The sequence below is a fragment of the Streptomyces sp. NPDC093598 genome (genome assembly GCF_044764825.1).
Taxonomy (GTDB): Bacteria; Actinomycetota; Actinomycetes; order Streptomycetales; family Streptomycetaceae; genus Streptomyces.
The window spans coordinates 520,849-534,153 of sequence record NZ_JBIWIV010000004.1; the positions used below are offsets into that span (position 1 = coordinate 520,849).

At 72.3% G+C, this 13,305-nt stretch carries 13 protein-coding genes; 7 read left to right on the forward strand and 6 right to left on the reverse strand.

Annotated features, from left to right (window positions below):
* Window positions 1–31: 31 nt before the first annotated feature.
* A complete protein-coding gene (locus ACIRDU_RS17715; protein WP_403580162.1) occupies window positions 32–886 on the forward strand; it encodes an SDR family oxidoreductase in 855 nt (284 codons plus the stop codon).
* 124 nt (window positions 887–1,010) lie between these two features.
* Window positions 1,011–2,024, forward strand: a complete 1,014-nt coding sequence (rarD, locus tag ACIRDU_RS17720) for an EamA family transporter RarD (RefSeq protein ID WP_403580165.1) — start codon at window positions 1,011–1,013, stop codon at window positions 2,022–2,024.
* Window positions 2,025–2,243: 219 nt separating this feature from the next.
* Here rarD and ACIRDU_RS17725 read toward each other — a convergent pair whose 3' ends face one another.
* Window positions 2,244–2,867, reverse strand: coding sequence for a CGNR zinc finger domain-containing protein (locus tag ACIRDU_RS17725; protein ID WP_403580168.1), 624 nt, complete (start codon window positions 2,865–2,867; stop codon window positions 2,244–2,246).
* A gap of 21 nt (window positions 2,868–2,888) precedes the next feature.
* On the opposite strand from ACIRDU_RS17725, the gene ACIRDU_RS17730 reads away from it, so the two are divergent.
* Together ACIRDU_RS17730 and ACIRDU_RS17735 are read left to right on the forward strand one after the other, a co-directional pair.
* The gene (locus ACIRDU_RS17730; protein ID WP_403580171.1) at window positions 2,889–3,362 is read left to right on the forward strand and encodes a VOC family protein; all 474 of its coding nucleotides are present in this window, start codon (window positions 2,889–2,891) and stop codon (window positions 3,360–3,362) included.
* Between the two features lie 152 nt (window positions 3,363–3,514).
* Complete coding sequence (locus ACIRDU_RS17735; protein WP_403580174.1) at window positions 3,515–4,465, forward strand: M28 family metallopeptidase; 951 nt, start codon at window positions 3,515–3,517, stop codon at window positions 4,463–4,465.
* Between the two features lie 14 nt (window positions 4,466–4,479).
* Here ACIRDU_RS17735 and ACIRDU_RS17740 read toward each other — a convergent pair whose 3' ends face one another.
* The gene (locus ACIRDU_RS17740) at window positions 4,480–5,940 is read right to left on the reverse strand and encodes a tetratricopeptide repeat protein (protein WP_403580177.1); all 1,461 of its coding nucleotides are present in this window, start codon (window positions 5,938–5,940) and stop codon (window positions 4,480–4,482) included.
* A gap of 159 nt (window positions 5,941–6,099) precedes the next feature.
* Between ACIRDU_RS17740 and ACIRDU_RS17745 the strand changes: the two genes are divergently transcribed.
* The 3 genes from ACIRDU_RS17745 (at window position 6,100) to ACIRDU_RS17755 (ending at window position 8,449) form a co-directional block, all read left to right on the forward strand.
* Window positions 6,100–6,603 (forward strand): DUF6668 family protein, encoded by a 504-nt coding sequence (locus tag ACIRDU_RS17745; protein ID WP_403580180.1) that lies wholly within the window; start codon window positions 6,100–6,102, stop codon window positions 6,601–6,603.
* Window positions 6,600–7,748 (forward strand): amidase, encoded by a 1,149-nt coding sequence (locus ACIRDU_RS17750; RefSeq protein ID WP_403580631.1) that lies wholly within the window; start codon window positions 6,600–6,602, stop codon window positions 7,746–7,748. The genes ACIRDU_RS17745 and ACIRDU_RS17750 overlap by 4 nt, the downstream gene beginning before the upstream one ends.
* Window positions 7,749–7,867: 119 nt before the next feature.
* Window positions 7,868–8,449, forward strand: coding sequence for a flavodoxin family protein (locus ACIRDU_RS17755; protein ID WP_403580183.1), 582 nt, complete (start codon window positions 7,868–7,870; stop codon window positions 8,447–8,449).
* A 16-nt stretch (window positions 8,450–8,465) separates the two neighbouring features.
* Here ACIRDU_RS17755 and ACIRDU_RS17760 read toward each other — a convergent pair whose 3' ends face one another.
* The 4 genes from ACIRDU_RS17760 to ACIRDU_RS17775 all read right to left on the reverse strand — a co-directional run bounded on the left by ACIRDU_RS17760 (window position 8,466) and on the right by ACIRDU_RS17775 (window position 12,851).
* Entirely contained in the window at window positions 8,466–9,344 is an 879-nt protein-coding gene (locus ACIRDU_RS17760) for an ABC transporter permease (RefSeq protein WP_403580186.1), read from the reverse strand.
* The gene (locus ACIRDU_RS17765; RefSeq protein WP_403580189.1) at window positions 9,331–10,317 is read right to left on the reverse strand and encodes an ATP-binding cassette domain-containing protein; all 987 of its coding nucleotides are present in this window, start codon (window positions 10,315–10,317) and stop codon (window positions 9,331–9,333) included. The genes ACIRDU_RS17760 and ACIRDU_RS17765 overlap by 14 nt, the downstream gene beginning before the upstream one ends.
* A gap of 41 nt (window positions 10,318–10,358) precedes the next feature.
* Window positions 10,359–11,609 carry an outer membrane lipoprotein carrier protein LolA gene (locus ACIRDU_RS17770; RefSeq protein ID WP_403580192.1) on the reverse strand — a complete coding sequence of 417 codons (1,251 nt, stop codon included), beginning with the start codon at window positions 11,607–11,609 and terminating at the stop codon, window positions 10,359–10,361.
* Between the two features lie 231 nt (window positions 11,610–11,840).
* Entirely contained in the window at window positions 11,841–12,851 is a 1,011-nt protein-coding gene (locus ACIRDU_RS17775; RefSeq protein ID WP_403580195.1) for a polyprenyl synthetase family protein, read from the reverse strand.
* Window positions 12,852–13,305 lie beyond the last annotated feature (454 nt).

Here is a 13,305-nt window from a genome sequence, read left to right on the forward strand (position 1 = left end):
ACCAACGCACCCCACAAGGAGAGTCCCCATCATGAGCATCGTCGTCACCGGAGCCACCGGACACCTCGGCCGCCACGTCGTGGAGCAGCTGCTGGAGAAGGTCCCCGCCGAGCAGATCACCGCGGTCGTGCGCAACGCGGAGAAGGCCGCCGACTTCGCGGACCGCGGTGTGAGGATCGCGCTCGCCGACTACAACACCCCCGCCTCCTTCGACAGCCTGTTCTCCGCCGGTGACAAGGTGCTGCTGATCTCCGGCAACGAGTTCGACAAGGGCCGCGTGCAGCAGCACAAGGTCGTCATCGACGCCGCCGCGGCGGCCGGTGTCGCCCTGCTCGCCTACACCAGCGCCCCCGGCAGCCTGACCGCCGCGCTCGCCGACGACCACCGCGGCACCGAGGAGCTCCTGCTGGGCTCCGGTGTGCCCTACACGCTGCTGCGCAACGGCTGGTACCACGAGAACTACACCGAGAACCTCGCCCCGGTGCTGGAGCACAACGCGGTCGTGGCCGCCGCCGGCGAGGGCAAGGTCTCCTCCGCCTCGCGCGCCGACTACGCCGCCGCCGCCGTCGCCGTGCTGACCGGCGAGGGGCACGAGAACAAGACGTACGAGCTGGGCGGCGACACCCCCTGGAGCTTCGCCGAGTACGCGGCCGAGCTGAGCCGCCGGACCGGCAAGGAGATCACCTACGACGCCGTCTCCCCCGAAGCCCTCGTCGGCATCCTGACCGGCGCGGGCCTGCCCGAGCCGTTCGCGCAGATCCTCGCGGGCGTCGACGCCGCCATCGAGAAGGGCCAGCTGGTCGTCTCCACCGGCGACCTGTCCCGCCTCATCGGCCGCCCGACCACCCCGTTCGCCGAGGCCATCGAGGCCGCCCTCAAGAGCTGACACCCCGCTCCCCCGTACCACCCCCGGACTGTCATGACCGTATGCCGATACGGGCATGACAGCCGGGGGCGCTCGGCGTTACCGTCGTCCAGGCGGACACACGCCAGGCGCGAAGGAGGGGCCCGTGACCGGCAAGCCGAAGGGTGAGCGGCACATAGGACTGCTGAACGGGCTCGCGGCCTACGGGATGTGGGGGCTCGTGCCCCTCTTCTGGCCCCTGCTGAAGCCGGCCGGCGCGGTGGAGATCCTGGCCCACCGGATGGTGTGGTCGCTGGTCTTCGTGGGCGCCGCCCTGCTCGTGCTGCGGCGCTGGGCCTGGGCCGGTGAGCTGCTGCGGCAGCCGCGCAAGCTGGCGCTGATCACGGTCGCGGCGGCGGTCATCACCGTCAACTGGGGCCTGTACATCTGGTCCGTGAACTCCGGGCACGTGGTCGAGGCCTCGCTCGGGTACTTCATCAACCCCCTGGTCACCATCGCGATCGGCGTGCTGCTGCTGAAGGAGCGGCTGCGGCCGGTGCAGTGGGCGGCGGTCGGGACCGGCTGCGCCGCCGTCGTCGTGCTGACCATCGGCTATGGGCAGCCTCCGTGGATCTCGCTCTGCCTCGCCTTCTCCTTCGCCACGTACGGGCTGGTGAAGAAGAAGGTGGGCCTCGGCGGCATCGAGTCGCTGGCCGCAGAGACCGCGATCCAGTTCCTGCCCGCGCTCGGCTTCCTGGCGTGGCTGACCGCGCAGGGCGATTCCACCTTCACCACCGAGGGTGCGGGGCACGCGGCGCTGCTCGCCTCGGCCGGCATCGTCACCGCGCTCCCCCTGGTCTGCTTCGGCGCGGCCGCCATCCGGGTGCCCCTGTCCACCATCGGCCTGCTGCAGTACTCGACGCCGGTCATCCAGTTCCTGCTCGGCATTCTCTACTTCCACGAGGAGATGCCGCCGGAACGCTGGGCCGGATTCACGCTCGTGTGGCTGGCGTTGGCGCTGCTCACCTGGGACGCGTTGCGCACCGCCCGCCGGGCCTCCCGCACGCTCACCGACGAGATGAGCGCGCCCAGCACCACCAGGGCGACCGGCCCGGACAGTGCCACCCGGAACGCCGACCGTGTGGCCTTGGAGCCGGACCCGGTGGACGCCAGGCCGTAGACCGCGGCCACCGCCGAGATGCCGGTCGCCGAGCCGAACGGGTACGGTTCCCGGCCGGTGTGCTCACGGCGGTGACCGGGAATGGCGGTGGTCAGCAGTCCGCCGGCCAGACCCTGCTGCCCCGACTCCGCGCCCCGTCCGTGACTCCGCGCTCACCGGCGGAGGAGATCGCGGCGGCCCGGGCCGCCTACGACACCCGCGCCGCAAAGGCCGCGGAGGCTACGGCTTCGCAGGAGCGTGGCGGGCCCGGTGTGCCCGGACCTTCTCGCGGTTTCCGCAGTGCTCCATCGCGCACCAGCGACGGCGGCCCGGGCGGGAGGTGTCGACGAAGAGCAGGGAGCAGTTGTGGGCGCCGCACTCGCGGATCCGGTCGGCGAAGGGCCCGGTGAACAGGTCGATCGCGTCGCGGGCGACGGTGGAGAGCAGCTGCGTGCCGGTGGCGCCCGGGGCCCAGGAGCGGGTGCCGCCGGGCTCGATGCGGGCGACCAGCGGGGGCCCGGCCGCGGCGGAGTTGACGACGTCCAGGTGGGCGGCGCCCAGGGAGCGCCCGTGGGCACGGTCGGCGGCGAGCAGGAACACGGCGTCGCGCAGGGTGCGCGCCCGCTCCAGTTCCCCGGTGGAGACGGTGAGGTCAAGACCCTCCGGCAGCCGGCTGCGCCCGGCCCACGCGACCAGGTCATGGGGTTCGTGCAGCACTTCCCAGCGGGCGAAGGCCCCGGGGCCGCCCGTCGCCGTGAGCTCGAGGCACAGGGTGCCCGGATCGAAGCGGTAGGACTTCCCCTCGCGCGAGACCAGCGTCAGGCCGGGCGGTCGATCCGGCGTTTCCCCAGCACGTCCACTCACCTAACCAGTATAAGTGGTTACATGACGCAGACACCCGCATCGCCCACTCCCCTGCACTGGAAACTCGTCATCGACGCGAACGACCCGCACGCACAGGCCGACTTCTGGGCCGCCGCCCTCCGGTACGAGGTAGAGGACAACAGCGCCCTCATCGGGAAGCTGCTCGGCTTCGGCGCCCTGCCGGAGGAGGCCACGGTCGACTTCCACGGCCGCCGGGCCTTCCGGGATCTGGTCGCCGTACGGCACCCCGAGGACCCGTTCGAGGAGGAGAGCGGGACCGGGCTCGGCCGGCGGCTGCTGTTCCAGCGGGTGCCGGAGGCGAAGACGGTCAAGAACCGGCTGCACCTCGATCTGCACCCGGGCGAGGGGCGGCGCGACGAGGAGGTCGCGCGGCTGGAGGGCCTCGGGGCGAGCGCGCTGCGGCGGGTGAAGGAGCAGGGCGGCGAGTGGGTCGTGATGGCGGACCCGGAGGGGAACGAGTTCTGCGTGCAGTGACAGGGGAGCCGGAGGCCTGCACTCCGTAACGCCCTGACTCAATAAGAGCCTTGACGGAGAGTCAGTATCAGCTTCACCATCCAGGCACCCCATTCACTGTGGGCGGCCCGTGGACACCCCACGGGCTTCCCGACGGAATCCGGAGCCCCCACATGAAGCTCTCCGTTTCCGCGCGCGCCGTCGTGGCAGGCGGCATGGCAACAGCCATGCTCCTGACCGGCGGTGCCGTGGCCGACGCCGCGTCCTCCGCTCCCTCCAGAGCGGCCGCCGCGCCGGACATACCCGTGGCGAACGTCAAGGCCCACCTGTCCCAGCTGCAGTCCATAGCCACCGCCAACGGCGGCAACCGCGCGCACGGCCGGGCCGGCTACAAGGCCTCGCTCGACTACATGAAGGCCAAGCTGGACGCGGCCGGATACACCACCACGGTCCAGCAGTTCACCGCCTCCGGCCGCACCGGCTACAACCTGATCGCCGACTGGCCGGGTGGTGACGCGAACCAGGTCGTGATGGCCGGCTCGCACCTCGACAGCGTCTCCTCGGGGCCCGGCATCAACGACAACGGCTCCGGCTCGGCCGCCGTCCTGGAGACCGCCCTCGCCGTGTCCCGGGCGCAGTACAAGCCCACCAAGCATCTGCGGTTCGCCTGGTGGGGAGCGGAGGAGCTCGGCCTGGTCGGCTCCCGCTACTACGTCAACCGGCTGGCCACCGGCGACCGTTCGAGGATCAGCGCCTACCTGAACTTCGACATGATCGGCTCCCCGAACCCCGGTTACTTCGTCTACGACGACGACCCCGCGATCGAGAAGACCTTCAAGGACTACTTCGGCGGCATCGGCGTCCCGACCGAGATCGAGACCGAGGGCGACGGCCGCTCCGACCACGCGCCCTTCAACAGCGCGGGCGTGCCGGTGGGCGGTCTGTTCACCGGGGCCAGCCGGACGATGACGGCGGCGCAGGCGGCCAAGTGGGGCGGTACCGCGGGGCGGGCCTTCGACCGCTGCTACCACTCCTCCTGCGACACCACCGCCAACATCAACGACACCGCCCTGAACCGCAACAGCGACGCCCTCGCGTACGCGGTGTGGGAGCTGTCGGAGTAGCCCCCTGGGCCACGCTACTGCGTGCGGGCGCGTTCGGTGAGGCGGCCCATGCGGGCGCGGGCCGACTCCAGTTGCTCGACCTCCAGGGCGGCCGGGCCGTCCTCGGCGGCAAGCTCCGTCCACAGGCCGATCAGGTCGCGTCCCAGCTCCAGCCCCAGCGCCGGGTCCCGCACCGCGCGCCAGGCCGTGGCCGCGCTCTCCACGTTCCCGTAGGCGGCCTCCGCGTCACCGGCCCGGCGGCGGGCACCGGCCAGGTCGAGCGACAGGTGGAAGGCCCGGAGCGGGTCGCCCGCCAAGTAGGCGACGTATGCGGTGAGTTCGCGCAGCCGGAGCACCTCGGGGTGCTCCGGCCCCAGCGTCCCCGACGCCTGCACGAGGGTCTGCTCCGCCAGCCCGGCGGCCGCGTCGATCCTGCCTTCCTTCACGGCCTCGTTGATCCGCGTGATCGGCTCCGCGAGGAGCGCGGGCGCGGTGGAATCGCCCGGGGCGGTGAGGGGCTCGTCCCCGAGCACGGCCTCCGCGACGGCGTCGAAGCCGCGGGGAGGCGTGGGCTTGGGGTCGGGGTCGGCGGCGATCAGGGCGTCTTCCAGGGCCGGTTCGGGTCGTGGCGCCGGGTGGGCTTCGGGGACGGGGAGCGGCCTCGCGTCCATGGGCGGGGGCGGGCCGAACTCGCCGGTGGGCGGCGCGACGGTGCCGGGCGGCATCGCCGTGCCCGCGGCCGGTGGCGCGTCTTCCGGCGCGGGCTCCGCCGACTCCGGTACGGCTCGCAGTTCGAACGTCGGTACGGGTTCATCGACCGGCTGCGGCTCGGGCACCGCCCGCAGCCCGAACGTCGGGGCCGAGCCTCGGCCGGACTCCGGAACGGGACGCAGCACGTGCGTGGCGCTGTCGCCCGGGGCCGGCGGGGCGTGCCGCGGCTCGGGCGGGGTCGCGGCACTGTTGCCCGGGACGGGCCGCGGCTCGGGCGGGGTGACGCCCTCGCGCTCTGCGGGCTGCGGCTCCGACGGCGTAGGAGCGCCGTTGCCCTCGGCGTGCTGGAGCGGCGGCGGGGTCGGGGCGCCGTTGCCTGCGGCGTGCCGGGGCGGCGGTGGGGGCGTGGCCCCGCCGCCTCCGGCGGGCTGGCGCGCCGGTGAGGTCGTGGCGATCGGCTCGGCCGTGAAGTGGCTGGAGCCGTCCGGGTCGACCTGGAGTGGGACGACGTAGCCGATGCGCTCGTCGTGGATCGTGGCGAGGACGGGGTGGCCGGTGGCGAGGGCGATGTGGTGGAGGCGGTTCAGGACGGCCCGCTGGATCTCCTCGCCGGGGGCCGCGAAGACCGGAACGCCTCCGACCGAGGCACCGTCGGACGCCCCACCGGTGCCGCCTCCCACGTCCGTTCCGGCCCCGGGGACATGGACGTCGATCGGCGCCGCCGGGGTCGCCGCGCGTGCGGCCTGCTTCTGTTCCCGCTTCTTCTCGCGGCTGAGTCGCGACATCGTCCCCTCACTGGGCGTCGTACACCTACTGTCGAGTGTGTCCGCTCGCCCCCGTTTCTCACGTCACCACGGTGTCACAGGCTCGTCCCAAGGGCCGTCGGCCCCGGCGCGGTCGTCGCGGAGGGCATGAAGGCCGGGCGTACGAGGGAGGAGAGGGGCATGCACACAGGGATGCGACAGGGACCGGAGATCTGGCTGCGCGGCCCGGTGACCACCCCGGAGCCGGGGCCGCCGGAGCCCGCGCACGCCCATGCCGCGGCGCGGCGCTTCTCCTGGGTCGGCACGCACGGCGGCGCGGGCGTCTCCACCCTCGCCACGGTCTACGGCGGCCATGACAGCGGCCGGTCCTGGCCCGGACCCGGCGATCCCGCGTCGGTGCTGCTGGTCGCCCGGACGCACGCGGCCGGGCTGGACACGATCGCCGGGGCGGTGGAGCTGTTCCGGCGCGGTCAGGCTCCGCCGGGGCTCGATCTGGACGCCGTCGTCCTCGTGGCGGACGCCCCGGGCCGGCTGCCGCGCCCGCTCGCCCAGCGGATCAAGTCCCTGGAGTCGGTCATCGACGTGTACCGCGTGCCGTGGGTGCCGTCCTGGCGGCTCGGCGAACCGGGCCACCCGCCGCGCGAGACGGCGCCCCTGGCCCGGCTGACGGGAGCGGCACACTGACCGCCGTGCCGCTGTCGGCCGGGGAGATCGCGGCGGGTGTACGGGCCCGGGAGCTGCGCGCGGCGGACGTCGTCGCGGAGGCCCTGGGCCGGATCGAGCGGGCCGATCCGGAGCTGTGCGCGTTCGTCGAGGTGTGGGGCGAGGAGGCGTTGCTGCGGGCGGGTGAGGTGGACCGGCGACTCGACCGGCGGGGCCCGGATCCGTCCCTGCCGCTGGCCGGTGTACCGGTCGCCGTGAAGGGGCGGCGCGGGCTGCGCACGGCCGGTCCGCTGCTCGCGGCCGGCTGTGTGGCCGTGGGGGCGACGTCCGTACCCGGGCCGGGAACGCCCTGGCAGACCTGGGGGCTCGGGGCCCGGGGCCGGACCGTCAATCCGTGGCGGGCCGACCGTACGCCGGGCGGCTCGTCGGCCGGGGCCGCGGCGGCCGTGGCGGCCGGGCTGGTGCCGCTGGCGACGGGCAGCGACGGGGCCGGGTCGGTGCGGATCCCGGCGGCGTGGTGCGGGGTGGCCGGGCTGAAGACGACGAGCGGACGACTGCCGTCGGGCGACCGTACGGGGCTGGCCGTGCCGGGGGTGCTCGCCCGCTCGGCGTCGGACGCCGGGCTGTGGTGGCGTGTGGTGGCGAAGGAGCCGCTGCCGGCCGAGACGGCTCTCCCCGTCACGGCCGTCTGGTCCCCCGACCTCGGTTTCGCCGAACCCGACCCGGAACCCGTCGCGCTCGCCCGGGCCGCGGTGGAACGGCTCGTGGCGGCGGGCGTCGTACGGCTCGTACGGCCGCGGACGCCGTTGCGGCTCACGGACCCCGGGCCCGCCTGGTTCGCCCTGCGCACGCCCGGTGCCGACCTGGCCGGGGCCGAGCGGGTCCGGGCGGAGAACGACCGGCGGCTCGCCGCGCTGTTCGCCGATGCCGAGCTGCTGCTGACCCCGACGGCACCGACCGCCCCGCACGGCCACGAGGGGCCCGGGGACCGCTACTCCACCTCTCTCACCTGGGCGTTCAACCTCAGCGGACATCCCGCGCTGAGCCTGCCCGCGGGGTTCGGCGGCGACGGCTGCCCGGCCGGGCTGCAGCTGGTGGCGCCGCGCGGGCGGGAGGTACTGCTGCTGGCCGTGGCGCGGGAGGCGGAGAGGCGTGTCAAGGGCTGACACCCCGGGCGGAGACTTCTCGTGCACACCCCTGACGAAGACCCCTGGCACATTTACTTGCACGCGCATATGATGCACATGCGTGTAATTGCCGTACGCCGACTTTCCAGGGGGCACCCATGACCCGCCGTTTCCTCTTCGTCCTGGGCAGCGCTCGCGCCGAGGGCAACTCCGAGCTGCTGGCCCGCCGGGCCGCCGAGCAACTGGCCCCGGACGTCGAGCAGGAGTGGATCGACCTCACCGAGCTCCCCGTGCCGGACTTCGAGGACCTGCGGCACGACAGCGACCACGTCCGCCCGACCGAGGGCAACGTGGCCCGCCTGCTCGACGCCACGCTCGCGGCGACGGACATCGTGATCGTCTCGCCGCTGTACTGGTACTCGGTCTCCGCACAGACCAAGCGCTACCTGGACTACTGGTCGGGCTGGCTGCGCACGCCGGGCCTCGACTTCAAGGCGACCCTGGCCGGCCGCACCCTGTGGGGCGTCACCGCCCTCGCGCACCGGGAGGAGGTCGTCGCCGACCCCCTGATCGGGACGCTGCACAACTCGGCCGCGTACATGGGCATGCGCTTCGGCGGGGTGCTGCTCGGCAACGGCAGCAAGCCCGGTGACGTACTGGCCGACGGCGAGGCGCTGACCCGCGCGAAGACGTTCTTCGCCCAGGAGGCTCCGCCCGCCCGGTTCCTGTACGAGAAGTGAGTACGGGCCGGTTTCTCTAGGCCGTGATGTCCTTCGCCGTGAAGCGCGCCCACGCCGCCGACCCGAACACCACCGCGTACAGAGCCTGGAGGCCGAGGTTCTTCGCCAGGTCGTCCCAGTAGACCGGCTCGCGCATGAGGTCGGCGAAGGAGAGCCAGTAGTGGGAGAAGAAGTACGGCTGGAGGGCGTGCAGTTGCGGGATCTGGTCGAGGATCTGGACCGTGATCAGCAGACCGACCGTCGTCGCCATCGCAGCGATGCCGCTGCCCGTCAGGGTGGACACGAACAGGCCGAGCGCGGCGACGCCGATCAGTGACGCGGCGACGGCCAGGGCGATCAGCAGGGCTCTGCCCAGGCCCTCGGCGAAGCTGATCTGCGTACCGGAGATGGTCGTCAGGTCCCCGAGCGGGAACAGCAACGCGCCGACGGTCAGGGCCGATACGGCGACCACCAGCGTGGCGACCAGGCAGAAGAGGACGACCGTCGCGTACTTGGTGAGCAGCAGGCGGCTGCGGCCGGCCGGGGCGACCAGCAGATAGCGCAGTGTGCCGGAGTTGGCCTCGCCGGCGATCGCGTCGCCCGCCACGACCCCGACCGCCATGGGCAGGAAGAACGGGAGCGTGGCGGCCAGGGCGGTGAAGACGAGGAACAGGCCGTTGTTGGTGATCTGCGCGATGAAGGCCGGTCCTCCGCCGCCCCCGCCGCCGGGCGACGCACCGTCACCCGTCTCGATCTTGACGGCGATGCCGACGAGGATCGGCACGCCCGCCAGCACGGCCAGCAGCGCGAGCGTGCGCCAGCGCCGGAAGGTGGTGACGAGCTCGTTGCGCAGCAGCCCGAAGGTCCACAGCGGGCTCACCGGCCGTACGGATCCCACGACTTCAGCCCGCGACATCGAAGCCCTCCCCGGTCAGTGCCACGAACGCGTCCTCCAGCGAAGCCCGTTCGACCGTGAAACCGCGCACGCGGATCCCGGCCGTCACCAGCGCGGCGTTCACTTCGGCGAGGTCGCGCTCCGGCGGTTCGCCGGTCACCCGGTCGTCGGTGACGGCGATGTCCGCGACGCCCTGCTCCTTCAGGACCCGGGCCGCCTCCGCCGGGTCCGGCGTGATCACCACCAGCCGGCCGCGCGCCCCGGCGGACAGCTCGGCGACCGGGCCCTGCGTGATCAGCCGGCCCTGCGCCATCACGGCCGCGTGCGTGCAGACCTGCTCGATCTCGTCGAGGAGGTGGGAGGAGAGGAAGACGGTCGTGCCGTCCGAGGCCAGTTCCCGGACGAGCGTGCGGATCTCGCGCATGCCCTGCGGGTCGAGGCCGTTGGTCGGCTCGTCGAGGACGAGCAGCCGACGCGGCTGGAGCAGCGCGGCCGCGAGACCCAGGCGCTGTTTCATGCCGAGGGAGTACGCCCTGGCCTTCTTGCCCGCCGCGGCCGTCAGGCCCACCCGGTCCAGGGCGGAGGCGACCCGGTCGCGCCGCGTGCGCGGGTCGGCGGCCGGGTCGGCGCTGTCGTAGCGGATGAGGTTGTCGCGGCCGGAGAGGAAGCCGTAGAGGGCCGGGCCCTCGATGAGGGCGCCGACGTGCGGCAGCACGGCGCGGGTGGCCCGGGGCATGGGCTGCCCGAGCACCCGGGCCGTGCCGGAGGTGGGCTCGATGAGTCCCATCAGCATGCGGATGGTGGTGGTCTTGCCGGAGCCGTTGGGGCCGAGGAAGCCGAAGACGCTGCCCGCCGGGACGGTCAGGTCGAGACCGTCGACGGCGAGCTGTCCGCCGCGGTAGCGCTTGGTGAGCGCGCGGGTGGCGATGACCGGTTCCCCGGCCTCGGCCCGCGCCGCGCGTCGCTCCGGTTCCGTGGCGGACGCTTCGCCCATCGGCTTCCTCGTTCTCTCGACGTCCCGTACGGCTACGGGACCTACTTCCCGGCGTCGGCCGCCTTCACGAGCGCGTCCTTGGTGACCAGGCCCGCGTAGACCTTGCCGTCGTCGGTGACGAGCGCGTTGACCAGGCGGGTCGAGAAGACCGTGCCCGAGCCGAACTTGCCGTGGACCTTGTCACCGAGCGAGTCCATGAAGCCGCCGAGTTCGCCGCCGGCCTTGCCCGAGGGCACGCCCTCGCCGCCCGTGTCGAAGGTGGCTATGGAGGTCCAGCCCTCGCCGATGGTCTTCATGCCGTCGAGGCCCTTGCCGAAGTCCTCCCCGGCCTTGGGACCGTGCCCCGGTGCCTCACCGAGGTCGAAGGGCTTGCCGGGAGCCTTGCGCGGAGCCTCGTCCGAGGCCCTGGAGTCCTTCTCCTCGGTGACCTTCGCCCCCTTGGGCGGGGTGAAGTCGAAGGTCGAGGCGGCCGGCTTGGCGAAGCTGACCTTCGTGAAGCCCACGTCGACGACGGCGGCGCCGCCGCTCGCCGGGGTGAGGGTGAACTTCAGAGGCATGCCGGTCTTCGCGTCCACGGCCACGGTGATCGCGCCGACCGTCGAGCCGGACTGCTTGGGCTTGACGACCAGCTTGTAGGCGTCCCGGCCGGCGACCTGGGCGGTGCCGTCCACGGTCACGGACGTCGTGCCGTCGACCGCCTTCAGGGCCTCCTCGGCGAAGTCCTTCGGCATGGCCGGCGGCTGCTGGTCCTTCCCGCGCTCCGGGCTCTCGGAGGAGGTGCCGTGGTAGACCTCGTTGGACTTGCTGTCGTAGCCCCAGACGTCCTTGCCGTTGTGGATGACGCTGTACTCGGCGGCGTTCTCCAGCAGCGACAGCTTCTGCCTGTCCGGGCCGTCGGCGGCGACCCGCAGGGTGTGCGTGCCGGAGGCCAGTTCGGTGAGCTTGGCCGTCGGGTCGGCGGAGGAGCCGCCGTCACCCTTGCCCGCGGCGCCGGACAGCAGGCCGGACTCCAGGCCGCCGAGGTTCGGCAGACCGAGGTCGGTGCTGATCTTCACCGTGCCGGACAGCTGCTCGACGTCGGACTTGGCGATCTTCTCGATGAGCTGCTGGGCGGTGATCTTCGGGAGGTCGGGGTCACCGGAGTCGGCGAGTGCGGGGACCAGCCCGATGGTCGCGGCCGCCACCCCCACCACCGTGACCGGAACGATGTACCGCGCGGCTTTGCGCCGCCCGGAGCGCTGCTCGTCGACCTCCCCGGCGGTCGTGCTGTCGTCGGATGCGTACGGTGCCATGTGTGCCCTACCTCCGTGGTCGGCGGCGGCTGTCCGTGTCGTGCACGCACTCGTCCCTGAGCCGCCATTCTCACCCGAACAGGTGAGGAGTGGTGTTTTCCGTGGTTTCCATCTGACCAAATCGGCCAGGGAGATACGTCAGACCCCGGACTCAACTCCGTGTACTGCTGGGGTATGACACGGAAGGGCGGCTTCTCCCCCGACCCGTAGGGGTCGTACGGGAAAGACGTGCTAACCGGCCCGGTGCACGACCGCGTCGCACAGCTCCAGGAGCGCCGTCTTCGCGGTGCACTCCCGCAGGGGTGCCAGCGCCGAGCGGGCGTCCTGCGCGTAGCGGACGGTGTCCCGCCTGGCCTGCTCCAGCGCCGGGTGGGCCCGCAGCAGGCGCAGGGCCTCGGCGTGCCGTTCGTCGTCGGTGAGGTCGGAGTCCAGCAGCTCGCACAGGGCGATGTCCTCGGCGAGCCCGAGCCGGGCCGCCCGCTCGCGCAGCCGCAGCACCGGCAGCGTGGGGATGCCCTCGCGCAGGTCGGTGCCGGGGGTCTTGCCGGACTCGTGGGAGTCGGAGGCGATGTCCAGGACGTCGTCCGCGAGCTGGAAGGCGACGCCGAGCCGCTCGCCGTACTGGGTGAGGACGTCCACCACCGTCTCGTCGGCGCCGGACATCATCGCGCCGAACCGGCACGACACCGCGACCAGCGAGCCGGTCTTGCCGCCCAGCACGTCCAGGTAGTGCTCGACGGGGTCCCGGCCGTCCTGCGGTCCGGCCGTCTCCAGGATCTGGCCGGTCACCAGGCGCTCGAACGCCTCGGCCTGTACCCGCACGGCCTCCGGACCGAGGTCGGCCAGGATGTGGGAGGCACGGGCGAAGAGGAAGTCGCCGGTGAGGACCGCGACGGAGTTGCCCCAGCGGGTGTTCGCGCTCGCGACCCCGCGGCGCACGGCGGCCTCGTCCATGACGTCGTCGTGGTACAGCGTGGCGAGGTGGGTCAGCTCCACGACGACGGCCGACGGCACGATCCCGGGTGCGTGCCGGTCACCGAACTGGGCGGAGAGCATCACGAGCAGCGGCCGGAACCGCTTGCCGCCGGCCCGCACCAGATGCTGGGCGGCCTCCGTGATGAAGGGCACCTCACTCTTGGTGGCCTCGAGCAAGCCTTCCTCGACAGCCGCCAGTCCGGCATGGACATCGGCTTCCAGAGCCTGGTCCCGCACGCTCAGCCCGAACGGCCCGACGTCGGTCACGAGGGGTCTCCTGTCTGCTGTGTCTGCCGGTGATTACGCGGATTGTCGATAGGTCGCTGCCCTCACTCGAGTCAGCGTATCCGGTCACGTTTCGATCACTGCCAGCGCCCACGGTTACAGGCCGGGCGGTATGCGATCACGACCGCTATGTTTTCGATCAACCCATAAGAACAGATATTTATCGACTTACCCAAGGGTAGCGAACTATGCACGATTTGCCGCGTTGATTAAGCGAATCCCTTTTGGTGGAAATTGCCCTAGGGACTCGTGATCAGTGAGTTGAATCACTTCCTCCCCTTTTCCGTCCCACCACGGCACCGGCCCGTACCCCCTTCCCCACAAAGCCAGTTGAGCCTTGGCTCCCGCAAAGGATCAAGCGGCTCAAACACCCCCGACCAAGGTCAACCGCGCGATATGTGACTGAGCTGCTTGTTCCCGACATGTGCTCTCGCAT